The organism is Phytohabitans kaempferiae, from assembly GCF_042433955.1.
Lineage (GTDB): Bacteria > Actinomycetota > Actinomycetes > Mycobacteriales > Micromonosporaceae > Phytohabitans > Phytohabitans kaempferiae.
On the sequence record NZ_JBHLUH010000017.1, the window covers coordinates 1 to 22,616 of the forward strand.

25 protein-coding genes are annotated in these 22,616 nt (G+C 72.7%); 16 read left to right on the plus strand and 9 right to left on the minus strand.

From position 1 onward, the window contains the following. The 4 genes from ACFFIA_RS13125 to ACFFIA_RS13140 form a co-directional block, all read right to left on the minus strand. On the minus strand, positions 1-606 hold a 606-nt coding region (locus ACFFIA_RS13125), incomplete at its 3' end, for a CHAP domain-containing protein (RefSeq protein WP_377250370.1). Between the two features lie 86 nt (positions 607-692). Then, entirely contained in the window at positions 693-1,370 is a 678-nt protein-coding gene (locus ACFFIA_RS13130) for a response regulator (RefSeq protein ID WP_377250372.1), read from the minus strand. Next, a complete protein-coding gene (locus tag ACFFIA_RS13135; protein ID WP_377250374.1) occupies positions 1,343-2,476 on the minus strand; it encodes a hypothetical protein in 1,134 nt (377 codons plus the stop codon). The genes ACFFIA_RS13130 and ACFFIA_RS13135 overlap by 28 nt, the downstream gene beginning before the upstream one ends. After that, positions 2,469-3,593 (minus strand): sensor histidine kinase, encoded by a 1,125-nt coding sequence (locus ACFFIA_RS13140; RefSeq protein WP_377250377.1) that lies wholly within the window; start codon positions 3,591-3,593, stop codon positions 2,469-2,471. The genes ACFFIA_RS13135 and ACFFIA_RS13140 overlap by 8 nt, the downstream gene beginning before the upstream one ends. A gap of 224 nt (positions 3,594-3,817) precedes the next feature. Here ACFFIA_RS13140 and ACFFIA_RS13145 point away from each other — a divergent pair, with 224 nt between their 5' ends. From ACFFIA_RS13145 to ACFFIA_RS13160, 4 genes are all read left to right on the plus strand, one after another. Next, on the plus strand, positions 3,818-4,180 hold the full coding sequence (locus ACFFIA_RS13145; RefSeq protein ID WP_377250380.1) for a hypothetical protein: 363 nt from the start codon (positions 3,818-3,820) through the stop codon (positions 4,178-4,180). Positions 4,181-4,335: 155 nt separating this feature from the next. Continuing rightward, on the plus strand, positions 4,336-5,112 hold the full coding sequence (locus ACFFIA_RS13150; RefSeq protein WP_377250383.1) for an alpha/beta fold hydrolase: 777 nt from the start codon (positions 4,336-4,338) through the stop codon (positions 5,110-5,112). Positions 5,113-5,204: 92 nt separating this feature from the next. Further along, the gene (locus tag ACFFIA_RS13155; RefSeq protein ID WP_377250386.1) at positions 5,205-6,284 is read left to right on the plus strand and encodes a hypothetical protein; all 1,080 of its coding nucleotides are present in this window, start codon (positions 5,205-5,207) and stop codon (positions 6,282-6,284) included. Further along, complete coding sequence (locus ACFFIA_RS13160) at positions 6,281-6,535, plus strand: hypothetical protein (protein WP_377250389.1); 255 nt, start codon at positions 6,281-6,283, stop codon at positions 6,533-6,535. Before ACFFIA_RS13155 ends, ACFFIA_RS13160 begins: the two co-directional genes overlap by 4 nt. Positions 6,536-6,564: 29 nt before the next feature. On the opposite strand, the gene ACFFIA_RS13165 is transcribed toward ACFFIA_RS13160, so the two are convergent. The 3 genes from ACFFIA_RS13165 to ACFFIA_RS13175 all read right to left on the minus strand — a co-directional run bounded on the left by ACFFIA_RS13165 (position 6,565) and on the right by ACFFIA_RS13175 (position 9,039). Beyond that, a complete protein-coding gene (locus ACFFIA_RS13165) occupies positions 6,565-6,828 on the minus strand; it encodes a DUF6458 family protein (RefSeq protein ID WP_377250392.1) in 264 nt (87 codons plus the stop codon). 65 nt (positions 6,829-6,893) lie between these two features. Next, the gene (locus ACFFIA_RS13170; RefSeq protein WP_377250394.1) at positions 6,894-7,934 is read right to left on the minus strand and encodes an FIMAH domain-containing protein; all 1,041 of its coding nucleotides are present in this window, start codon (positions 7,932-7,934) and stop codon (positions 6,894-6,896) included. Positions 7,935-8,037: 103 nt separating this feature from the next. Next, on the minus strand, positions 8,038-9,039 hold the full coding sequence (locus tag ACFFIA_RS13175; protein WP_377250397.1) for a CehA/McbA family metallohydrolase: 1,002 nt from the start codon (positions 9,037-9,039) through the stop codon (positions 8,038-8,040). A gap of 71 nt (positions 9,040-9,110) precedes the next feature. Here ACFFIA_RS13175 and ACFFIA_RS13180 point away from each other — a divergent pair, with 71 nt between their 5' ends. The 3 genes from ACFFIA_RS13180 to ACFFIA_RS13190 all read left to right on the plus strand — a co-directional run bounded on the left by ACFFIA_RS13180 (position 9,111) and on the right by ACFFIA_RS13190 (position 10,378). Continuing rightward, positions 9,111-9,557, plus strand: a complete 447-nt coding sequence (locus tag ACFFIA_RS13180) for a VOC family protein (protein ID WP_377250399.1) — start codon at positions 9,111-9,113, stop codon at positions 9,555-9,557. Between the two features lie 67 nt (positions 9,558-9,624). Next, positions 9,625-10,062, plus strand: coding sequence for an SRPBCC domain-containing protein (locus ACFFIA_RS13185; protein ID WP_377250402.1), 438 nt, complete (start codon positions 9,625-9,627; stop codon positions 10,060-10,062). Further along, the gene (locus ACFFIA_RS13190) at positions 10,049-10,378 is read left to right on the plus strand and encodes an ArsR/SmtB family transcription factor (protein ID WP_377250405.1); all 330 of its coding nucleotides are present in this window, start codon (positions 10,049-10,051) and stop codon (positions 10,376-10,378) included. The genes ACFFIA_RS13185 and ACFFIA_RS13190 overlap by 14 nt, the downstream gene beginning before the upstream one ends. Positions 10,379-10,660: 282 nt before the next feature. Here ACFFIA_RS13190 and ACFFIA_RS13195 read toward each other — a convergent pair whose 3' ends face one another. Next, positions 10,661-11,176 carry a cupin domain-containing protein gene (locus tag ACFFIA_RS13195; RefSeq protein ID WP_377250408.1) on the minus strand — a complete coding sequence of 172 codons (516 nt, stop codon included), beginning with the start codon at positions 11,174-11,176 and terminating at the stop codon, positions 10,661-10,663. After that, positions 11,176-12,051 carry a LysR substrate-binding domain-containing protein gene (locus ACFFIA_RS13200; RefSeq protein WP_377250411.1) on the minus strand — a complete coding sequence of 292 codons (876 nt, stop codon included), beginning with the start codon at positions 12,049-12,051 and terminating at the stop codon, positions 11,176-11,178. Before ACFFIA_RS13200 ends, ACFFIA_RS13195 begins: the two co-directional genes overlap by 1 nt. Before the next feature lie 346 nt (positions 12,052-12,397). Here ACFFIA_RS13200 and ACFFIA_RS13205 point away from each other — a divergent pair, with 346 nt between their 5' ends. From ACFFIA_RS13205 to ACFFIA_RS13245, 9 genes are read left to right on the plus strand one after another with little or no spacing between them, the layout of a single operon-like run. Then, entirely contained in the window at positions 12,398-13,747 is a 1,350-nt protein-coding gene (locus ACFFIA_RS13205) for an NtaA/DmoA family FMN-dependent monooxygenase (RefSeq protein ID WP_377250413.1), read from the plus strand. Beyond that, the gene (locus ACFFIA_RS13210) at positions 13,744-15,249 is read left to right on the plus strand and encodes an ABC transporter substrate-binding protein (RefSeq protein ID WP_377250415.1); all 1,506 of its coding nucleotides are present in this window, start codon (positions 13,744-13,746) and stop codon (positions 15,247-15,249) included. Before ACFFIA_RS13205 ends, ACFFIA_RS13210 begins: the two co-directional genes overlap by 4 nt. Next, entirely contained in the window at positions 15,246-16,265 is a 1,020-nt protein-coding gene (locus ACFFIA_RS13215) for an ABC transporter permease (protein WP_377250417.1), read from the plus strand. The genes ACFFIA_RS13210 and ACFFIA_RS13215 overlap by 4 nt, the downstream gene beginning before the upstream one ends. A gap of 1 nt (position 16,266) precedes the next feature. Next, positions 16,267-17,130, plus strand: a complete 864-nt coding sequence (locus tag ACFFIA_RS13220) for an ABC transporter permease (protein WP_377250419.1) — start codon at positions 16,267-16,269, stop codon at positions 17,128-17,130. Continuing rightward, positions 17,108-17,920, plus strand: a complete 813-nt coding sequence (locus ACFFIA_RS13225) for an ABC transporter ATP-binding protein (RefSeq protein ID WP_377250422.1) — start codon at positions 17,108-17,110, stop codon at positions 17,918-17,920. The genes ACFFIA_RS13220 and ACFFIA_RS13225 overlap by 23 nt, the downstream gene beginning before the upstream one ends. Further along, the gene (locus tag ACFFIA_RS13230) at positions 17,910-18,749 is read left to right on the plus strand and encodes an ABC transporter ATP-binding protein (protein WP_377250424.1); all 840 of its coding nucleotides are present in this window, start codon (positions 17,910-17,912) and stop codon (positions 18,747-18,749) included. The genes ACFFIA_RS13225 and ACFFIA_RS13230 overlap by 11 nt, the downstream gene beginning before the upstream one ends. After that, positions 18,746-20,098 (plus strand): NtaA/DmoA family FMN-dependent monooxygenase, encoded by a 1,353-nt coding sequence (locus ACFFIA_RS13235; RefSeq protein ID WP_377250426.1) that lies wholly within the window; start codon positions 18,746-18,748, stop codon positions 20,096-20,098. The genes ACFFIA_RS13230 and ACFFIA_RS13235 overlap by 4 nt, the downstream gene beginning before the upstream one ends. Beyond that, positions 20,095-21,867, plus strand: coding sequence for an FAD-dependent monooxygenase (locus tag ACFFIA_RS13240; RefSeq protein WP_377250428.1), 1,773 nt, complete (start codon positions 20,095-20,097; stop codon positions 21,865-21,867). Before ACFFIA_RS13235 ends, ACFFIA_RS13240 begins: the two co-directional genes overlap by 4 nt. Further along, positions 21,848-22,615 carry an alpha/beta fold hydrolase gene (locus ACFFIA_RS13245; protein WP_377250430.1) on the plus strand — a complete coding sequence of 256 codons (768 nt, stop codon included), beginning with the start codon at positions 21,848-21,850 and terminating at the stop codon, positions 22,613-22,615. Before ACFFIA_RS13240 ends, ACFFIA_RS13245 begins: the two co-directional genes overlap by 20 nt. The last annotated feature ends 1 nt before the right edge of the window (position 22,616 follow it).

Below are 22,616 nucleotides of genomic sequence, written 5' to 3' on the forward strand. Positions count from 1 at the left end.
CTGGTTGGGGTCGACGGCGACCAGGTCCTCGTACCGGTCACCGTTGACACTCTCCGCGACCCGGTTCACCGAGGGCAGGTCACCGAAGTAGATGTACTCGAAGCTCGACGCGGAGACCGTGCGCCTGCCGTAGCCGGTCGGCGTGGCCCAGTTGTACTCCTCGATGAGCACTGTTCCGTTGGAATTCACCTGGGCGACCCACGCCACGTGGCCGAACGAGCCGCCGTCGGACTGCGCGATCGCGCCCGGTCGAGGCGTCGAACTCACGGTGAGGCCGGCCCGCCGCGCGGCGTCGTCCCACGTGTTCGCGTTGCCGAAGTGCTGGCCGAGATACCGGTTGTGGAAGTTGATGCCGAGCCGGCTGTTGATCCGCCACGCGGCGAAGGACGTGCACTGTCCTTTGTAGTAGTTCCACGGGTCGACGCCGCTGCTCTGCCCCCGGTAGGGGTAGTCGTCGACGATCGGACCGGCGTTGGCGGCGGCGGGCTTCGCGGTGCCGGCCACGTCGATGGTGCCGGTCGTGAGCATGCTGAGCGCGGCTACCGCGAGCGCGGCCGCGAGGAGTCGAATGGTGATTCGTCCGGGTCGGAATGCCTGTGCTGCCAAGGCGACCTCCTGTGAGCATGGGCGGATTGCCCGCGCTCACGGTATGGAGGGTCCACTCCGGACAGGGTCAGGTGATCACCCCACAGTCACGACGATGGATCCGGCATCTCACCCAGATCGGCCAGCGTGATCAGCCCGTCGTGGAGGGCCCGCGTGACGAGTTCACTCTTGGTACGGGCCGCTCGCCCCACATTGGCATACTTCACCCGTACTCGCTCGATGTGCGTGTCGACCGTCTTGACGCTGATGTTGAGTTTTGCCGCGACCAGATCCTTCGACGACGAGGCGAACCAGGCGCGCAGTACCTCTGTCTCGCGCTGGGAGAGGTGGGGGCGGCTCGGGTCGTCGTCGGAGACCAGCACGCCGCCGAGCGAAGGCGCGGTGTAAGACCGACCGTCCGCGGCCGCGTGGATTGCCGGCACCAGGTGGTCTGGCCCCTCCGTCTTGGTGAGGTAGGCCAGCGCGCCGAGGTTGACGCACTTGAGCACGGTCTGGCTGTCGGCGTGCTGGGAGTAGACCACGACCCGCCGGCCGGCGTCGACGAGCCGCCGCAGCTCGCCGAAGGCCGGATTCTTCGGCACCAGCTCCAGGTCGAAGATGACCACGTCGGCGAGCGCTCCCGCGCCGGTCCAGACGTTTGCCATCCTTGCCTCCGCGTCGATCAGCTCGATCGGCGGCTCGGCCCGTTCGCACCAGTACCGGACGCCCGCGGCGATCGCCGCGTGGTCATCGACGATCACCGCGGTGATGCGGTCGCCTGCCATCGCACCTCCACCCACAGCCTCTCCTCGGTATGGAACGCGTCCAGCCGCACGCCGGGCGCGGCCGGGCGCGGCAACTCCACCGGCCCGCAGTCGGCCAGTACGTTGACGCAGACCAGGTCGGGGCTGCCGACCACGGTGACCCGGGCCCACGACTCGGCCGTGGCGAGCACGGTCAGCGGCGCCTCGGTGAGGTCGCGCCGCACCGGCAGCGGCAGGTCGGGCCACTGACCCCGGGCGTCCAACTCCACCAGCACGCCCTTGCGGTCGGCCACGTCGGCGCAGTGCCGCAGCTCGTGCAGCAGCTGGTTGGGTACGTGGTCGACCTCGGCGAACAGCCGCCGCATCCGGGCCGCCTCGATGGCGCAGTCGTGCCGGACCCGCGGGTCGGCCGGGTCGAGCCGCCCGCGGGCCAGCCCTTCCAGCAGCGGCAGCGCGGTCAGGTCGAGGTCGGTGAAGCGTTGCTGCCGCCGCCGGTGCGACTCGACCGCGGCCGCCTCGGCGACGGCGACCTGCTCGGTCTCCCACTTCGCGGCCGCCGCCGCGCGGGCGATCCCGCGGAACGCGGCGGCCGTCACCGCCATGCACAGGGGGTAGCCGATGACGCCGACCGAACCGGTGGCGAAGCGGAGCACCATCGTGCGGTCGACGTCGGTGGAGAGCAGCATGTTGCCCAGCGCGATGCTCCAGTGCAGACCGAGGAAGGCGAGGGGCACGGGGAGCGGCCGGCTCAGCAGCACCACGAGCCCGACCCAGGTGGCCTGGCCGAAGATCCAGTCACCGGCGGAGGCGGCGTGGCCGTACGGCAGGGCCGTGTAGGAGACGACCGAGGCGAGCACCACCACGCCCACCGCCGGCCACCGCCACGCCGCCGGCCAGAGCCGCCCGCGGACCACCAGCACGGCCTCCACGCCGAGGACGCCGGCGAGCATCAGGTATGCCACCACCTGCGCCCAGGCCGGCTCGTACAGCTCCCAATCGCGCAGCATGTTGGGCAGGCAGAGCAGCAGCAGGCCGCCCGAGGCCGCGGCCAGGATGCCTACCCGCAGCCGGGACATCAGCTGGGCCCGGGTCGCCCGCTCGATGCCGTCCCGGGGATCGTCACTCATCGCGCCACTCCAGCGAGACGGTCGTGCCCGCGCCGGGCCGGGACGCGACCCGCGCCGTGCCGCCGACCGCCGCCAGCCGGCCCCGCACGCAGTCGCGCAGGCCGCGGCGGGTCGCCGGTACCCGATCCGGCTCGAAGCCCCGGCCGTCGTCGGCGACCTCGACCCGCAGCCGCCGCGGGTCACCGCTCAGCCGCAGGTGGATCTGCTCGGCGCCGGCGTGCCGCAGGACGTTGTTCATCGCCTCCCGCGCCGCGTCGGCCACCGCCCGCCCCACGCGGTACGGCACCGGCAGGTCGGCCGGCCCGGCGAACCGCACCGGGAGCTGTCTGACCGCGTCGGCCTCCTCCCGCAGCAGCAGCACGAGGTCGGCCTCGGCGGGCGCCTGCTCGCCGTACGCCCGGAGCATCTCCAGGTCGCGCCGGGCCCGTGGCACCAGCCAGCCGTCGCCGGACCGCACCTGGCCACTGCCGACCATCAGCAGCGTGGTGGCCGCCGTGTCGTGCAGCGCGTTGACCAGCTCGCGCTCGTCGGCCCGGACCGCGGCGGCGACCCGCTGCGCCTTCCGCGCCCGCTCGGCGTCGAGCGCCAGCCGGTCGGCGCTCCGGGCGCCCCGCATGACCAGCGTCCACGCGGTGCGGGACAGCGCGGCGAAGGCCAGGACGCCGACCGCCGCGTTGACGACGTCGGAGGCGGGCTGGGTCACCAGCACGACGGTCAGCAGCGTGCCGCCGAGGACCCCGGTCGCGGCGATGCCCCGCGGCAGCGGCGTGTACCACTGGTACGCCACGCAGGCGAAACTCACCAGCAGGCGGATCCAGCCGACGTTGCTCTGCGCCGCCGCGTCGGTCCAGAAGATGCTCAGGCAGACCAGGACCAGCACCGCCACGTCGACCGCCGTCGCCCACTGGCCGGTGCGCCGCAGCAGCCACCAGACGTAGTATGCGCTCCACACCGCGACTCCGGCGACCACCACGGCCGTCGGCGCGGCGTGCTCCCCGGTCGCCCGGAGCAGCCCGATCACGGCGACCGGGCCGAAGATCGCCACGCGGACGCCGGCCGCCAGGCGCCGCCCGTAGCGCGACAGCAACGCCTCGGACTCGCCCCCGACGCCCGGCACGTCGCCTCACCGCCTCCTCGATCATTTGGATCCGGCGGCTGCACCCTAGCGCCACGAGCCGTCTCCTGGGTGAACAAATGTGGGTTGTTCGCCCGACACACACTGCGTGCCCTCGTCTATACCATCGGCTCCGCCATCCGTGTTAGCCCACGGCCGTGGGATAGGTTGGCGGCGTACGCCGCTCTCCGCGCGGCGGTTGGGACAGGAGAGGCGGACTGCTGGTCGTGCGGCCCCGGGTCGATCGCTGGTGGCCCGGCTGCCTGCTGATCGCGCTCGGCGTGCTGCTCTACACGGCGCACGCGATCGTCGTACCGCACGGCGCCGCCGCGCCCGCCGGCACCGCCTCCGCGACCACCGCCGCCCCCGCCGTCACCTGCGTCGACCGCGGCCTGCCGGCCAGCGAGCCCGGCTGTGGGGCGTACACCGCCGGCCACCAGGTTGCCCGGCAGACCAGCGCGAAGACCGCCGCCGCGCAGCCGCACCGGCCCGCTGGCGAGGCCCGGCCGGTCACCGCCGAACCGCCCGAGCCCGGCCGGGAGGCGGAGCGGAGCGTCGACCGCGCCCTGCTCCAGGTCTGGCGGCACTGAGCCCGCCGCACGCGCCGCCCACCTACTGACTCACGCCGCGCACCCCGCTGGCGGGCGCACCGCCGCCCCGCCGGTGAGCGACGTGCGCGATCGACCCGCTCCCGGACCGGTGCCGCCGCGAGCCACCGGTTCCCGACCCGCAGGAACGAGAATCGATGACCGTAACTGGCAGGAACCCGCGGCCGCCGCGCCGCGTACCGCGCGCGTGGCTCGGACCGGCCGGCACGTGGACGTACGACGTGTGGGGTGACACCGGCCGGCCCGTGGTGCTGCTGCACGGGCCGGTGTACGACCGCCGCATGTGGTGGCCGGCCGGCGCCGAACTCGCCGACCACGCCACGGTGATCGCCGTCGACCTCCCCGGCCACGGTGACTCCCCGGCCCGCAGCGGCTACCCGCCGGCCGCGCTGGTGGCCGAGCTGGCCAGCCTCGTCGACGGCGTCGGGCGGGGACAGGCCCCGGTCGTCGTCGGCCACTCCATCGGCGCGCTGCTGGCCTGCGTACTCGCCGCCCACATCCGGGTGCACGCGGTGGTCACCGTGGCGCAGAGCCTCGACGTACGCCCGCTGGCCGGCGCCCTGCGCGAGACCGGCAACCTGCGCGGCGTACTGCCGCAGGCGCGGCTGGACGCGCTTCCCGGCGCGTACCGCGATCTCGTCGTGCCGCACCCCGACGCCGGCCTGCTCGCCGACTATCTGGAGTGGATGACCGACCGCGAGCCGCACGAGGTGCAGCAGGTGGTCGACGACGCGCTGCGCCGGATCGACACGCCGCACCTGACCGTCCTCGGCGACCCGCCCGAGCCCGGCTACCTGATGTGGCTGCACCGCCTGGTACCGACCTCGCAGTGCCGGATCTACCCGCACACCGGCCTCTTCCCCCACCTCCACGAGAGCACCAGGTTCGCCGCCGAGGTGCGCGCGCTCCTCTGAGGGCGGTGTGGGGTGTTCACCCGACACCGGACGTCCCGGGCCGTGGTTACCGTCGTCAAAACCATGTCCGCGTGCCGACGCGAGGAGTTTCGATGCAGGTCGAGGCGGCCGCCCTTGGTGCGTTCGCGTCCCGGATCCACGGCCTGGGGCTCGACGTCGCGGCCGGCCGGCGGTACATCCGCGACTACGCCGACTTCAGCTGGCAGGAGGAAGGGCTGATCGGCCTGCTCCGGTCGGCCCACGACAAGGCGTCCGGCGAGGTCGAGGACGCGATGCGGCACCTCGAGCTCCTGCTCGACAAGTCCGCGTTCGAGCTGCGCTTCGCCGAGGGGTACTACGTCAAGACCGACGCGGTCTCGGCGGCCGAGCTGGACCAGACCTTCGAGGGTGCGCCGCAGCTGTACGGGCCGCTGCGACCGGGGCCGCCCGCCCCGTACTCGCCGCTGAACGCCTGGCACGACCCGCGCTCGAATCTGGACGACCCGGGGGAGCCGGAGGCCAGGATCGGCGACGGGTACGTCGACCCGGTGCAGGTCTTCGAGCTGGTCAGCCCCGCCTCATGGCTGAACTGGCTGCTCAAGGAGACCCTCGGCTTCGACGCGATCGGGTCGATGACCAGGCCGTTCCTCGGTGACTGGCGGGCGCTCGCCCGGTACGGCATCGCCCTGGAGAACCTCGGCGAGTGCCTGGGCTCTGTGGCCCACAACATCCGGTTCGCCCGGGACGACATCGCCCGCCACTGGAGCGGCAACGCGGCGAGCAGCGCGCTGGCCTACTTCACCGAGGTGTCGGTGGCGTGCGTGGCGGCGCAGGGGGCGTTGCGGGAGCTGGCCGGGCAGTACAAGGAGGCGGCGCGGGGCAACTGGCTCTTCGCCAACCAGGTCGCAGGCGTGATCACCGGCATCACCGACGCGGCGATGGTCGGCGGGGTGGGCGCCGGCATCGGTACGTTCCTCGGCTGGACCGGGATCGGCGCCTGGGCCGGCGGCACGCTCGCCGCCTCGCAGGTCGTCCGGATCTGGGGGCTGATCGACGAGGCGACCGGCATCATCCGGAACGCGGGTTCCGCGCTCACGGCCATCGCCGGCGCGGTGCTGGGGATGACCGACCTCGGCGGGCTCAAGTCACTGTCGCTGCCCGAACATCCCTACGACCACCCGGGAGTGCCATGACGGCCTACGAGGAGCTCGTGGAGATGAGCGGCGGCGACCGGGAGACCGCTCGCGTGCTGCTGGACGGGCTGCGCCAGATCGAGGCGGGCGCGAGCGACCCGCAACTGCGCCGCTTCGCCAGCGACGTGCTCGCGGGTCGGATCACGCTGCGGGAGGTGGCCCGCTCCGAGGCATACGACACCGTGCTGAGCCAGCACTTTCGCGGCCTGACCCGGTGGCGCGACCACCTCCCGCCGGACGGCGACGGCTGAGCGCGGTCGCACCGGCACGATCTGGCGGGTCACAGCGGCGGCGCGTCCCGGCGTTCCTCGACCCGGCGGTAGGTCGCGGGCTCCTCGACCCGGCGGTACGTCGCCGGCTCCTCGGTGACCACGGCCCGGCGGCGGTTGCCCCAGATCATCATCGTCACGACCAGGCCGAGCAGCCCGGCGCCCATGAGGATCCAGCCGACCACGTCGAGGTCGAGCCCGCCGACGCTTGCGTTGACCGCGAAGGCGAGAATCGCGCCGAGCGCGATCAGGAAGACGCTTGCTCCGATACCCATGATGGCCTCCTTGCCTGGGGGGACCATCCCGCAGTACCCGATGCCGCGCCGCCGCGAACCTGATGTCAGCGGATCGTCGCGATGATGCGGTCGATCACATCGAGCGCGTCGTGGCCGGCGGCGCTGAGCTTGCCGTCCTCGCGCAGGTCGGCCAGCCGGCGGTCGAGCTGGCGGAGCCGCTTCACCGCCTTGTCGCTGTGGCCGTCCCGCACCGCCGTGGCGACGTCGCCGAGCGTACGCAGGATTTCCTTCCCGGCCTTCTCGTTCAGGTCACCGCTGGCCATGCGCGCCTCCACGGCCGAGGCGTAGCCGGCGAGCAGGTCGATCGGACCGGCCGGTTTGGCGCTGGTGGGGGCGGGCTTGGGGGATGGAGGCGGCGTCGTGGGCGCGGCCGTGGCCTCCTCCGGTGTCGCGGTGATCTCGACTTCGACCCCGACCCCGACCGGCGCCGCGCTCGCCGGCTCGCTCCGGTTTCGGCCGGTGAGCACCAGCGTGACCGTGACCGCCGTCACCAGGATGACCGCGGTGGAGACCACGCTGATCCACCACCGCCGCATCCACTCGCCGGTGACCCAGTGGGGGAGCCAGGCGGGCGGGACGGCGGGCTTGCGGTGCCGGGGGGCCGGGAGCGTGCGTGGGATCAGCGCGGTCGGGGCCGAGGCGAGGCGGATGGCGGTCAGCTTGGCGCGTACCTCGGTGGCGCTCGCCGGCCGCTCCTCGGGGCGCGGGGCGAGCATCCGCTGGACCAGTTCGTCAAGCTCGGCGGGAACGTCGGGGCGGAGCGCGCGGGGCGACGGCTGCCCGGTTGAGGCGGGATCGCCGCTGGTCAGCATCGCGTACAGCACGTGGCCCAGGGCGTGCAGATCGGCGCGGGGGTCGGCCGGCCCGGTCACGTCGACGGCTCGCAGGGTCACCGCCCCCGTGTCACCGATGAGCAGATTGCCCGGGTTGATGGCGCCGTGCGCGGTACCGGCGGTGTGCAGGGCCGCGAGTGCCGCACCGGCCCCCTCGGCGATCGCCGCCGCCCGCTCGACCGGCAGCCGCCCCTCGGTCGCCAGCAGGTCGCCCACGCTGCGGTGGCCGCCGCTTCCGATCTGCTCCGCCATATGCCTGATCCCTCCCGGTTTCGGGCATACCACCGCCCGAAACGCCCACTCGTACGCAGGGACAAGCGTCCGGGGGCGGTGTGGCGTTACCGGGACGCCCGGCTCAGCGCAGGACGACCGGGTTGGTCAGCGCCGCCATGTGGCCGCCGGCGTGGCGTACCTCGACGCGGACGAACAGGGACTCCGCCGCGCTCGTCGCCCACACGACGGCGCCCGAGCCGTCGACGGGCAGCGCCGCGCGGTGTACTCTGCCCCGCTCGGTGTGGAAGCTGACCGTGCCGGACGGCACACCCCGCACCTCGACCCGTACCGTAGCCGGCTCGCCGCGGGTCGGCAGCCGCTCGCCGATACCCGCGTCGCGACCGCCGGCGGCGACGGTGAGCGAGAGGCCGACGGCGGCCGACTCGGCGATCCAGGCCCGGCCCGCGCGGATGGCGTCGAGGAGCGCGGCGGCGCTCATCTCCTCGGCCAGCACAACCGTGTGCGGCGTGGCGATCTGCCCGGCCAGGTGCGCGTCGCTGGCCCCGATCGCCGGCCGCCACCGTCCACCGTGGACGCCGGCGGGCAGGCCGCGTCCCCACTCGGCGAGCGCCGCCTCGTTGTCCGCGCCCCACGGCAGGTCCGAGCGCCACAGCCCGTTCCACACCTCTACCGCGTCGAAACCCTCATAGGGGTACATGAAGGCGCCGGAAGGGTACGGCGCGTGCGGATGGGCGGCCACGCACAGCCCTCCGGCCCGGCGCACGCCGGCCAGGTGCCGGTCGAGCACGCCGTCGCGGATGCCGTAGCGCCAGTCGACCACCTGGCCGGGCTCGAGGCCGAGCGCCAGCCAGTGGCCGGTGCGTGTGGTGACCTCCTGCCCGAGGATCACCAGCAGGTCGTCGCCGGCGAGCGGGCCGAAGGCGCCGTGCGTGTCGGTCGTGTTGTGCTCGGTGATCGCGATGAAGTCGAGCCCGGCCGCGCGGGCGGCGGCCGCGAGCTGCGCCGGTGTCAGCTCCCCGCCGTTGGAACGCGCGGAGTGCACGTGGCAGTCGCCGCGGTACCAGCCGCGTCCACGGCCGGCCGTGGACGCCGGCGGGAAGGGTGGCCGCGACGCGGTGTCCACTGTGGTTAGGTGTGCGGGACCAGCCCGGCCAGGCGTGCCCCCGGCGTGGGGCGTCGAGGGAGGCATCACCGGTGACCCAGGACTACCGATTCCACCACCTGGCCATTATCGCGAGGAACTATGCCGAGACGGTGGGCTGGTACTGCCGCCACTTCGGTTTCAGCCTCGCGCAGGAGTGGACCGCGCCGGACATGCTGCCCGGTGCCCGCATGTGCTACCTGCGCAAGGGCACGTTCTTTATGGAGATCATCGGTGACGGCGAGAAGGCCGGTCACCACCAGGTCGCCGAGGACCCGCGGCAGGAGTACCAGATCCCCGGCTACCGCCACTTCGCGCTGGAGGTCGACGACGTCGACGCCGCGGTCAAGACGCTGGAGGGCGACGGCGTGCCGGTGTTCTTCCCGCCGGCGACACTCGACGGCGTCGGCGTGCGGGCGGCCCTCGTACGCGACCCCGACGGCAACACGGTCGAGCTGATCCAGTGGCTGCGGGGCCGGCCCGGCGAGGCTGAGGCGTAGGGTTGACGCAACCGATTGGTTTCGTTAATTTGGGTAGCAACTGAACGGTTGCTACTAGGGAGACGTCATGGCATTCCCCGACCGCATCGAGCGCACACTCGAGTTGGCCCACATGCCGGAGCGGGTCTGGCAGGCCCTCACCACCGCCGAAGGGCTGGGCACCTGGTTCGGCAACAGCGCCGAGGTCGATCTGAAGGTCGGTGGCCTGGCAAAGCTCACCTGGGACAGCGGCGACACCGCCACGCTCACCATCGAGCGCCTCGACCCGCCCCGCGTCTTCGCCTACAGCTGGTCCATTTTCGGCCTTCCCGAGGGCGATCCGCGACGCACCTATGTGGAGTTCACATTGGAGCCCGCCGGCGCCGGCACTACACTCACGATGGTCGAGACCGGGTTCGCGCAGGTGCCCGACGCCGACACGCACGAAAAGGCATACTCCGGCAACACCAAGGGCTGGACGCACGAGTTGGGTGAGCTGGTCGCATACCTCGATGGAAAAGCCTGACCCGGAGGCGGTGGCGCAGGAGGTCTTCACCGCCCTCGCAGACCCGAGCCGGCGCGGCATCCTCGCCGCGCTCGCGTCCGGCGGCCCGGCCACCGCGACCGACCTCGCCGGCCAGTTGCCGATCACGCGGCAGGCGATCGCCAAGCATCTCGCCCTGCTCGCCGAGGCGGGCCTGGTGGTGGCCGAGCCGGGGGAGCGGCGGCGGGTCCGCTACCGGCTCGACTCCGCGCCCATGAAGGTCGCGCAGCAGTTTCTCGCCGCGCTCGCCCGCGACTGGGACGGCCCGCTGGCCGCCCTGGAGCGCCACCTGAGCTAACGGATCCGTTCCAGGGCTGAGGTGCACGACCGCTCCAGCCACAGAGGTCGGGCCTGTGCGTGGCGAAAGTTCACCCCATAGGGTCAACTTTTCGCCACGGACGCGTAGCGTCCGTCCGTTTCCGCGCGACGCCCGCGCGCCGGAGCCCTCGGCGCCGCCGGCGGGGACAGGGGTTTGTGGACGGCGGAGGGTGCGGCTGCGGGAGCGGCGGCCTTGACCGCGGCGGACATCGCGGTAGCCCAGATCTCTGAACGGATCATCTGGGAGCGCATTGGCCGCTGATCACTCCAGCCGGACCTCGGACCAGTCGAGGGCGTCGAGGTTGACCACGATCGCCTCCTGGGTCGTCCGGGCGATCACGACGACGGCCTCGGTCTCAGGGTCGGGATTCTCCTCGCGGTGCGGCACGTACGGCGGGACGAACACGTAGTCGCCCGGCCCGGTCTGGATCCGCGTCTCCACCGGCTCGTCTCCATCGACATCGAGGAAGACGAAGGCGGGCGTGCCGGAGACGACGAAGATCGCGGTCTCCGAGGCGCCGTGGTGGTGGTTGCCGGAGTTCGTGGCGCCGGGCACGTGTGTCTGGCCCATCCAGAGGTGGCGCGCGCCGACCGTCTTGCCGCTGATCGCCTCCAGCCGCCGCATGCCCGAGGTCTGCGAGGTCTGGCCGACGAGACCGGCGGGCGCGATCCGGTGCAGGCGCCGGTGGAACGGGTCGATGTCGGTGGGCAGGAGTACGCCGCTCGGGGTACGGACGGCGTCGCCCGCGGAATCGGCGGGGATGTGCAGGGCGGGCATCAGGCGGCTCCCAGGAGCGAGGTGCGCGGACGGGTCAGCAGGCGGGTCAGTGACGTGGCGGCGCCCTCGGCGAGGTCGGCGGGGAGCCCGCGGCGCGGCGACACCGACAGCGGCAGGGGCCGGGCCAGCGGGAGGTCGTCGCGGGCCACCAGCCCGTCGGGGCTCTTGCCGAGCGTGGCCATGAGCCCGATGCCGAGGCCCGCGCGCACAGCGGCCTGGACGCCCGCCAGGTGCGCCGCCTCGCAGCCCACCTCGGCCGGTACGCCGTGCGCGGCGAGCGTCTCCAGCGCCCGCGTACGCAGCGCGCACGGGGCGTCGAAGGCCACCAGCGGGACCGGCTCGCCTCGCGCCGGCGGGCTCCAGTGCGGTGCTGAGTACCAGGTCAGGTCCAGCTCGCCGACGGTGCACGCGTCGGGCTCGTCTGGTGGGCCGAGCAGCAGCGCGAGGTCGATGCGGCCGTCGGCCAGCCGTGACCGGAGCTGCGCGCCGCGGTCGATGCGGAACCGGATGCGGCACTGCGGGAACGTGGCGGCGAGCGACGCGGAGAGCTCCGGCAGCAACTGCGCGGCGGCGTGCTCGGTCGATCCGATCACCAGCGTCTGGCCGGGCTCCACGCCGAACTCGCGCAGCGTCTCGTCGTGCAGGCTGAGGATCCGCCGGGCGTGGCCGAGCAGCGCCTCGCCATCGGGGGTGAACCGGGAGCCGCGCCCCTCCCGCTCGACCAGGGTCCGGCCGAGCGCCTCCTCCAGCCGGCGCACGTGCTGGCTCACGGCGCCCTGGCTGAGGTGCAGCGAGGTCGCCGCGCGCTGGAAGCCGCCGCAGTCCGCGACGGCCACGAAGCTCCGCAGCGGAACGATGCCGAGATTCCTGCTCATGCCTATCAGTTTACTAGGAATTAGATTAGCTGCGGTAATGGATCTGCATCACGATCTTTCGTTGGACAAGCCGCTTGACCCGGACCCATACTCGGGTACATGAGCCGGCGACCCGCAGTGATGCTGACCAGTCGCCGCTGGCTCGACTACGGTCGGAGCGCGGCGGCCCTCTGTCGCTGACCCCCCTCGATCTTTCCTCCCGCGCGCCCGTGATCTGAGGGCGTCGACATACATCACCCCGTTCCGTCTGGATCACGCCTGAGCGGGGCGCGCGAAGCGCGTCCACGCGCGATGCCGCGCGTCCGCTCCCGTCCATCCGTCGTCGTCAACGAAGGGCACTGTCATCGTGACCCGTAGAACTCTCAAGCTCGGCGCCGTCCTCCTCGGGGTCGGCGGGCCGGGACAGCACTCCACCTGGCTCGACCCGGAGATCCCCGGCGACGCCAGCGTGGACATCCGTTGGTACATCGCGCGCGCCCGGGAAGCCGAGGCGGCCAGGTTCGACCACGTGTTCATTGTGGACAGCCAGTTCATCACGCCGGACTCGCCCAACCACTACCTCAACCGGCTCGAACCGCTCACGCTGCTCTCGGCGGTCGCGGTGCACACCTCGCGCATCGGGCTGGTCGGCACGCTCACCACGTCGTACAACGACCCGTTCAACGTGGCCCGGCGGCTCGCCTCGCTGGACGTGATCAGCGGCGGCCGCGCCGGCTGGAACGTCGTGGCCACCGGCGACGGCGGCACCGCCGGCAACTACGGCCGCGCCGAACACTACGACTACGCCACGCGGTACGGGCGCGCGCTGGAGCACGTGCGGGTCGTGCGAGGGCTCTGGGACTCGTACGAGGACGACGCGTTCCCGCGCGACAAGGAGCGCGGCGTCTTCTTCGACCCGTCCCGGCAGCACGCGCTCAACCACGTGGGCGAGCACTTCTCCGTCGTCGGGCCGCTCAACATCCAGCGCTCGCCGCAGGGGCAGCCGGTCATCTTCCAGGCCGGCGACTCCGAGGAGGGGCGCGACCTGGGGGCGGGCATCGCCGACGCGATCTTCACGCACGCCCAGACGATCGAGCAGGGCCAGGCGTTCGCCCGCGACATCCGCGCCCGCGCGGCGGCGAAGGGGCGCGACCCGGAGAACGTCCTCATCGTCCCCGGCATCAGCCTGGTCCTCGCCGACACCGACGAGGAGGCGCGGGAGAAGGAACGCTCACTGAGAAGCGGCAAGGACTTCCACCGCGCGCTGAAGGAACTCGGCCGCCCGTTCGGCTGGCACGACTTCTCCCAGTACGACCTCGACGCCCCCTTCCCCGAGGTGGGCGACATCGGCGACCGCAGCTTCCGTACGCAGGCCGAGCGGATCAAGAAGCTGGCCCGCGACAACGGGTTCACGCTCCGCCAGACCGTGCGGCACGTGCTGGACTCGCGGCGCTCGCCCTTCGTGGGCTCGCCCCGCACCGTCGCCGACGAGATCCAGCGGTGGTACGAGGCGGGCGCCTTCGACGGCATCAACGTCACCGTCAACGCGCCGAGCGAGTTCGCCCGCTTCACCGAGGGCGTGCTGCCGATCCTGCGCGAGCGCGGGGTCGTCCGGAGCGAGTACGAGGCCACCACGCTCCGTGGGAACCTCGGCCTCCCCATCCCCGAGAACGTCCACACGGCCGCGCGCCTGACCGCGACGGGAGCGGGACGATGAGAACGAAGACCTGGGCCGTCCTCGCCGCGGTCACCCTGGCCCTCTCCGCCTGCGCCGGGCAGAGCGGCGGGGCGGCCGGGGAGTCGACGCTGCGCTGGGCGGTCACGCTGCCGGCGCACTGGGACCCCGTGGTGAGCGGCAGCGGCGCGCAGTTCCGGATCCTGTCGCTGGCGTACGCGTCGCTGACCGAGATCGACGAGCAGGGCCGGGCCGTACCGAACCTCGCGGAGAGCTGGGAGTACAACGACAAGGGCGACGAGGTCACCTTCCACCTGCGGCCGGGCCTGAAGTTCTCCGACGGCGAGCCGTTGGACGCGGCGGCGGTCAAGGCGTACCTCGAGCGGGCCAAGAACCAGGAGAACTCCGCCCTCGACGGCGACCTCACCTCGATCGGGTCGGTGACCGCGCGGGGCGAACTCGACGTGGTCATCCAGCTGACCCAGGTGGACCACCAGATCCCGCTGCTGCTCGGCGAGCGGGTCGCGCAGATCACCAGCCCGAAGGCGGCCCGGGACCCGGTCAAGCTGGACCAGTGGCCGGTCGGCGCCGGCCCGTTCGTCGTCACCGACCTGGTGCCGGGCTCGCACGTGTACCTCAAGAAGAACCCGGACTACTGGGACGCCGCGAACATCCACATCGACCGAGTTGAACTCCAGACCGCGCCGGACGCCGCGACCGTCGTCTCCGGCCTCAAGACCGGTGTGTACGACTTCGCGAACCTCACCGCCAGCCAGGTCAAGGCGGCCGAGGCGGCCGGGCTGGACGTGGTGTTCCAGCCGGGCTTCAACGCCTCGAACATCAGCATCAACGTCAACAAGGAGCCGTTCACGAACCCCAAGGTGGTCGACGCGGTGCGCCACGCGGTCAACCGCCAGGAGTTCGTCGACAAGGTCACGTTCGGCCACGGCAAGGCGACCGACCAGCCCTTCCCGCCCGAGTACCTCGCCTACGACCAGCGGTCCGCCAACCGGTACCCGTACGACCCGGCGAGGGCCAAGCAGTTGCTGGCCGAGGCCGGCTACGCGCCCGGACAGATCAAGCTCGACCTGGTCATCGCCGGGCAGACGTACGCGACCGCCTCCGAGATCGTCCAGGCGCAACTGAACGCGGTCGGGTTCGACATCACCATCAAGGTCGACCCCAACTGGGAGAAGCCGTTCTTCGCCAAGGACCTGACGCTCTCGCTGTACGGCACGACCGGCCGTGAGTCGCCGGTGCAGACGCTCACCGCGCACTTCGGCCCGAACGGACCGCTCAACCTGAGCACGCCGTACCAGCCGGAGGGCTTCGAGCAGGCGGTGTCGGTGGCCCGCGGCACACCGCTCGACTCGCCCGACTACGAGGAGAACCTCCAGGCGGCGACCCGGGCCGGGCTGGAGAGCCGGGCGCTGGTCTTCACGTACTCGCAGCCGAACATCTTCGTGAAGAGCAAGAAGGTCTCCGAGATCACCCCGATCCCGGGTCAGATCCACTGGACCGGGCTGAGGGTTGACGCATCGTGAGTGAGCGTGGCCGGCGGCGCCCGCCCACGACGACGGTGAGCGAGCGAGCAGGAAAGGCACCGTGGAAGGCGCTGTCCATCCTCGCCCGCTCGGTCGCGATCTTCGTACCGGTCTTCCTGGTCGCCACGTTCGTGACGTTCGCGCTGCGCGCGCTCAGCGGGCTCAGCCCGGCGAGCATGCAGCTCGGGGAGTCGGCCACGCCGGAGGCGATCGCGCAGATCGAGCACCAGTGGGGGCTGGACCGGCCGTTCCTGACCCAGTACTTCGACTGGTTCGGCGACATGCTCTCCGGCGACCTGGGCAAGAGCTGGTACAACGGCGCGGACATCTCCCGGCTGCTGGTCGAGGGGGCGGCCATCAGCCTCTCGGTGGCCGGGCTGGCGCTGGTGATCGGCGTGGTGTTCGGGTTCGGCTTCGGCGTCCTGGCGGCGCTGCGCCGGACCACCTGGGTGGACCGCGCCATCACGGGCTTCATGACGTTCATCTCGGTCATGCCGTCGTTCGTGGTCGGCATCGCGCTCGTCGGCGTCTTCGCCGTCGGGCTCGGCTGGTTCCCCTCCGCCGGCTACTCGCCGGCGGAGCGGGGACTCGGCGTGTGGCTCGCGCACATCACGCTGCCGGCGATCGCGCTCAGCTTCGACACGGTCTCCGACGTCGCCCGGCAGTTGCGGGCCGGGCTCGTGGCGGCGTACCGGGAGAACTACGTGACCGGCGCGGTCGTGCGCGGCCTCAGCCCGCGACGGATCTTCTTCCGGCACGTGCTGCGCAACGGCATCGGGCCGTCCCTCGCGGTGCTCGGCCTCAAGTTCCCGAACCTGCTCGGCGGCGCGGTCGTCACCGAGGCGATCTTCGGGATGCCGGGCTTCGGCCAGTTCGCGGCCAACTCGGCCCAGCGCGGCGACGTACCCGCCGTCCAGGGCGTGCTGGTCGTCTCGATCGTGCTGGTCGTGGTCTTCAACCTGCTGGTCAACATCGTGCTCGCCCGGGTGGCACCGGCGTCGGCGAGAGGGGTCTGACGTGATCCGCCGCGTGCTCGGCCTGACCACCGGCCGCATCGCCATCGGCATCCTGGTCTTCATCGCGCTGCTCGCGGTCTTCGGCCCGATCCTCGCGCCCCAGGACCCGCTCGAAGGCACCACCGACATCCTCGCCAACCCGTCCGGCGCGCACCCGCTCGGCACCGACTACCTCGGCCGGGACGTGCTCAGCCGCTTGCTCGACGGCTCCCGGGTCAGCGTGCTCGGCGCGATCCAGGTCGCGCTCCTCGCCCTCGTCGTCGGCGTGGTCCCCGGCATCCTGTCCGTCTACTTCGGACGCGCCTTCGAGTGGATCACGCTGCGCCTGGCGGACACGCTGATCGCGCTGCCGTTCCTCGTCTTCGCGGTCGCGGTGACCGCGCTGCTCGGCAACGGCATCCCGCAGGCGATGTTCGTGGTCGGCGTCATGGTCTCCCCGCTCTTCTACCGCGTGGCCCGCGCCGCCACGCTCTCGGTCGCCCGCTCGCAGTACGTCGAGGCGGCGATCGTGGCCGGTGCCTCGGTGGGCTGGGTCGTGCGCCGGCACGTGTGGGTCAAGGTGCTGCCGCCGATCGCGGTCGCGCTCGCCAACACGACCGGCGTCGGGTTCGTCGTGGTGTCGAGCCTGACGTTCCTCGGTATCGGGGTGCAGCCGCCCGCGCCGACCTGGGGTGGCGTGCTCGCCGCCGACCTCGGCTACCTCAGCTTCCAGCCGTGGGCCCCGCTGGTGCCGACCGCGCTGATCATGGCGACCGTCTGGGCCTGCAACCTGCTCGCCGACGCGATCCGCGACGTCACCGGCGAGGCCGGGCGGGCGCTGCTCAACACAAGGAAGGTGGCTCATGGCTCTGCTGTCACTTCGTGACGTACGCGTCCACGACGGCGTCAGCCGCCGGGATCTCGTGCACGGCGTCTCGTTCGAGCTGTCGCCCGGCAAGGCGGTCGGCATCGTGGGGGAGTCTGGCAGCGGCAAGACGCTGACCTGCCGGGCGGTGCTGGGCATCCTGCCGGAGCACTTCACGGTCGCCGGCGGTGCCATCGAGATCGACGGGCGGGACACGGCCGGGCTGAGCGGGAAGGAGTGGACCGCCCTGCGCGGCGCGACCGTCAGCGCCGTGTTCCAGGACCCGGCCTCGTACCTGAACCCGTCGCTCAAGGTGGGCACGCAGATAGCCGAGGTGGTGCGGGTCAAGAAAGGGCTTGCCCGCCGAGCGGCCCGGCGGCGGGCGGTCGAGCTGCTGGAGGCGGTCCGGCTCCGCGATCCCGAGCGGGTCTGCCAGCAGTACCCGCACGAGCTTTCCGGCGGCATGCTCCAGCGGGTCCTGATCGCCGCGGCCATCGCCGCCGACCCGCGTGTGCTGATCGCCGACGAGGCGACCACCGCGCTCGACGTCACCGTGCAGGCGGAGATCCTCGACCTCCTCGCCGACCTGCGCGAGCGGACCGGGCTGGCGCTCGTCGTGGTCTCCCACGACCTCGCCGTCGTCGCGCAGCTCTGCGACGAGGTGCTGGTGCTGCGGGCCGGCGAGACGGTCGAGCAGGGCCCGGTGGAGAGGATCCTCTACGACCCGCGGCACGAGTACACGAAGCTGCTCATCGAGGAGCACGAGCAGTACGGGCTGGATCGCTTCAAGGAGCTGGACCATGTCGCTTGAGGTCTCCAACCTGGACGTCCACTATGGCCGCACCCGGGCTCTGCGCGGCGTCTCGCTCGCGGTGGCCCCCGGCGAGGCGGTCGGGGTCATCGGCGAGACCGGCTCCGGAAAGTCCACACTGGCCCGTGCGATCGTCGGCCTGGTGCGCCCATCGGCCGGCCGGATCGTGGTCGACGGCGAGGAGGTGTCGGCGTACAACGCGCGGCAGTGGCGGGCGCTGCGCCGGCGCGGGACCGTCCAGTACGTATTCCAGGACCCGCTGCGCAGCCTCGATCCCGACCTCTCCGTAGAAGAGTCCATTGTAGAGCCGCTGCTGATCCGAGGTGGGTCGCGGCGGGAGGCGGCCGAGCGGGCGCGGGCACTCCTCGCCCGCGTGCACCTCGACGAGGCCCTGCTCGCCCGGCTGCCCGGCGAGCTCTCCGGCGGCCAGCGGCAGCGCGTGACGGTCGCCCGGGCGCTCGTCACCGACCCCCGCGTCATCATCCTGGACGAGCCGGTGAGCGCGCTCGACGCGGCCAACCGGGTACGGGCGCTGGAGTTCTTCAAGGAGCTGCGCGACGGCGGCACCGCGCTCGTCTTCATCTCCCACGACCTCGGCTCGGTCGCCGGCGTCGCCGACCGGATCGCCGTGCTCTACCAGGGCGAGATCGTCGAGGACGGTCCCGCCCGCACCGTGGTGAACGCGCCGCGGCACGCGTACACGCGACTGCTCGTCGGCTCCGCGCCGACCCTGCGCTCGGCGGCGGCCGCCCGCTCCTCGCGGGCCGACCGGGCCGAGCGCGCGGCACTGCGTGAGCTGCTACAGACCATCGGAGGACAAGCATCATGACCCGCCAGATCCGGCTCGCCCTGCGGGCGTACGGCGTCGGAGGCCCCGGCCAGCACAGCCTGTGGAAGGACCCGCGCGTCCCGAAGAACGCGAGCATCGACATCGACTGGTACATCGCGCAGGCGAAGGCCGCCGAGCACGCCAAGTTCGACGCGCTGTTCATCGTGGACAGCCAGTTCATCGACGCGACGTACCCGCCGCACTACCTCAACCGTCTGGAGCCGCTCACGCTCCTCTCCGCGGTGGCTGTCCACACCCGACACATCGGGCTCGTGGGCACGCTCAGCTCCACGTACAACTCGCCCTTCAACGTGGCACGGCGGTTCGCCTCGCTCGACCACATCAGCCGGGGGCGGGCCGGCTGGAACGTGGTCACCAGCTTCGACTCGGGAACCTCCCGCAACTACGGGCTGGCCGAGCACCTCGACTACGCCACGCGATACGGCCGCGCGCTGGAGCACGTGACCGTCGTACGTGGACTGTGGGACTCGTACGAGGACGACGCCTTCCCGGCCGACGTCGAGCGGGACCTCTTCGTCGACCCGGAGAAGCTGCACGCGCTCGACCACGAGGGCGAGCACTTCACGGTGACCGGACCGCTCAACATCTCCCGCTCGCCGCAGGGCCAGCCGGTGATCTTCCAGGCCGGCGTCTCGGAGGAGGGGCGCAACCTGGCCGCGCACGTCGCCGAGGGCATCTACGCGCCGGGCGGCTCGCTGGACGCGACGCGGGACTACTACGCCGACATCAAGCGGCGCACGGCGGCGGTCGGTCGCGACCCCGACCACGTGCTCATCTTCCTCGGCGCCCAGCCGGTCGTCGCCGGTACCGACGCCGAGGCGCACCGCCTCTCCCGGGAGATCTTCGACGCGGACAACGACTTCCCGCGCAAGCTCGCCGCGTTCGGGCGCTCCTTCGGCGCGTACGACTTCTCCCAGCACGACCTGGATGGGCCGTTCCCGGACGTCGCCGCGCTCGCCGAGCGGAGCGGCCGCACGCGGGGCGCGGAGGTGATCCGGCGGGCCCGGGAGGAGGGGCTCACGTTGCGCGAGACCGTGCTCGCATTCACCGAGTACCAGCCGTCCCCGTTCACCGGCGCGCCCGGTACGGTCGCGGACACGGTCGCGCGGTGGTTCGCCGCCGGCGCGTTCGACGGCCTCAACCTGGGCTTCCGCACGCACGAGGACCTCAACCGGTTCGTGGCGGACGTGGTGCCGCTGCTGCGGAAGCGGGGCCTGTTCCGCACCGAGTACGAGGCCGACACGCTCCGCGGCAACCTCGGCCTGCCGATCCCGGAGAACCGTTGGACCGCCGCCCGCCGCGCGCGCGTGCCGGAGGGGGTCCGATGAGCCGCGGGCGGGACGTGCGGATCGTCCACTTCCCGGCCGCGACACCGCCGGAGGAGGTGACCGTCCTCGTCGTCGGCGCCGGCCCGGTCGGGCTCTCCGCGGCCGTCGAACTCGCCGGCCGCGGCGTGGCGGTCGCGGTGGTCGACGCCGCCGTCTCCGCCACGCTGGTACGGGCCGGCGCGATGGGGCACTCACCTCGCGTGGTGGAGCACTTCCGCCGCTGGGGCGTGCTCCAGCGGGTCCGCGAGGCGTGGACGTTCCCGCCGGAGTGGAACCGGGGCATCCGCGTCGCGACCTCCCTCGTGGGGCACGACCTGGTGGCCCGCCAGCCGCGCGCCTTCGGTGAGCCGGGCGCGCGGCGGCACTCGCTGCTGCCGCCGATCCGCCGGCCGCAGACCGCGCTCCAGCAGGTGTTCCTGGACCACCTGGGCGAGCGCGCGGTGACGGTGGCCGGCGGCTGGCGGGTCGAGGCGCTGCGGGACACCGGCGACGGCGTACACACCACGGTCGTCTCCGGCGCGACCGGCGAGACCCGCGTGGTCCGCTCGGCGTACGTGATCGGGGCCGACGGCGGGAGCAGCACCGTGCGTCGCCTCGCCGGCATCGCCCGCGAGGGCGGGTACGCGGACGAGAAGATGTTCCGCCTCGTGGTGCGTACCGGTGACGTCTTCGACCGGACCGGCGCCGCGCCGAGCGGCACCAACATCGTCTTCAACCAGCGCGCCTCCGGCTTCCTCGCCGCGATCAGCACGCGGGAGTGGCGGGTCTACGCCGGGCCGTACCCGCTCGACGCCGAGCCGCCCGAGGCGGAGCTGCTGGCGACCGCGCGCGCCGCGTTCGGCTTCGACCTCGACCTGGAGCTGGCCTCGTCGACGACGTACTACCAGGCCACCCGGATCGCGGAGACGTTCCGCAAGGGGCGCGTGCTGCTGGCCGGCGACGCGGCGCACGTGCGCACGCCCGGCGGCAACCTCGGCGAGGGCTTCGGCGACGTGGTCAACCTCGGCTGGAAGCTGGCCGCGGTGCTGGCCGGGCACGGCACCGACGCGCTGCTGGACTCGTACGACCACGAGCGGCGGCCGCACAACTGGCGGGTCGCCGACCACTCGCTCGACCGGGCCCGCCGCGGGCGAGAGCGGCTGGCCGAGATCCGCCGCATCGGCGTACCCGACGACGCCGACAGCAGCCCGGCGGCGGAGGCCCGCCGGGAGGAGATCCGGGCACTGCTCGGCGGCGAGCGCGGGGAGGCGCCGGGCGTCCTCTTCGACGAGCGCTACGACGCCTCCGGTGTCGTCTGGTACGAGGAGGACCAGCTCGCCGAGGAGCCGCCCTGGGACGCCGACACCTACGAGGACGACCCCCGCCCCGGCCACCGCGCGCCGGACGGGTACGTCGACCCGTGGGGCGACACGCTGTACGACCGGATCGGCAACGACCTCGCCCTCCTGGTGTTCACCCCGGACCGCGCGGTGGAGCGGGCCTTCGCCGCGGCGGCCGCCGAGCGGGCGCTGCCGTTCACCGTCGTGCACCTGACCGATCCGGCGGTGCGCCAGGTGTACGGCGCCGACAACGTCCTCGTCCGCCCCGACCAGCACGTGGCCTGGCGCGGCGGGACGCTGCCGCCCGCCGGCGCGGGCGCGGTGCTCGACCGCGTCCTCGGCCACGCCGCGTCCACCATTCCCGGTTCAGGCATTCCCGCTTCCAGCATTCCCGCTTCAGGCATAGCCGCCCTCACGAAAGGTGCCGACCATGACCTCGCCCTACGTTGATTTCAGCGCCCCGGCCGGGCTTCGCACACGGGGTACGGTCCTCGTGGTCGCCGGCCGCGGCGAGGTGCCGGCCAGCTACGCCCGCTTCGGCGCGCGGCTGGCCGCCGACGCGTACCGCGTGCGCGTGCTGCCCGCACCGGCGCTCGACGAGGCGGACCTGACCGGCTCGCTGGCTCGGTTCGCCGCCGGCCTGGCCGAGGCGGTGGCCGGCGTCGAGGAGCCGGTACGCCCGCTGGTGCTGGTCGGCGCCGACCTCGGCGCGGCGGCGCTCGGCGCGCTCGTGGCCCGCCCGGAGCCGGCGGCCGCGTGGTGGCCGGAGGCGGTCGTACTGGCCGGGCTGCCCGGCTACGACGCGCACCGCACCGCCGTGTGGGACGACGAACTCGACGCCCGGACCCACTGCCCGGTGCACCGAGGCGTGCTCACCGGGGACCCGTCGGTCCAGCGGGGCGCCCTCGGTACGACGGTGCCGCCCGCGCTGCTCGACGCGGTGTACGGGAGCACCACCGAGCTGCCCCACCTGCTGCTGGTCGGCGACGCGGACCCGCTGGCGAGCCGCGCCGACCTGGCCCGTGCGGCCAAGTCGCTGCCGGCGGCGCGGCTCGCGGTGGTCCGCGGCGCGCACCACGACGTGCTGAACGACCTCCAGCACCGCTCGGTCGCCGCGGAGGTGGTCGGCTTCCTCGAAGCGCTGCGCGCCGCGCCACCACTCGCGCCGGTCGTCCACGCCGAGTCGAGTAGCTGGTGAG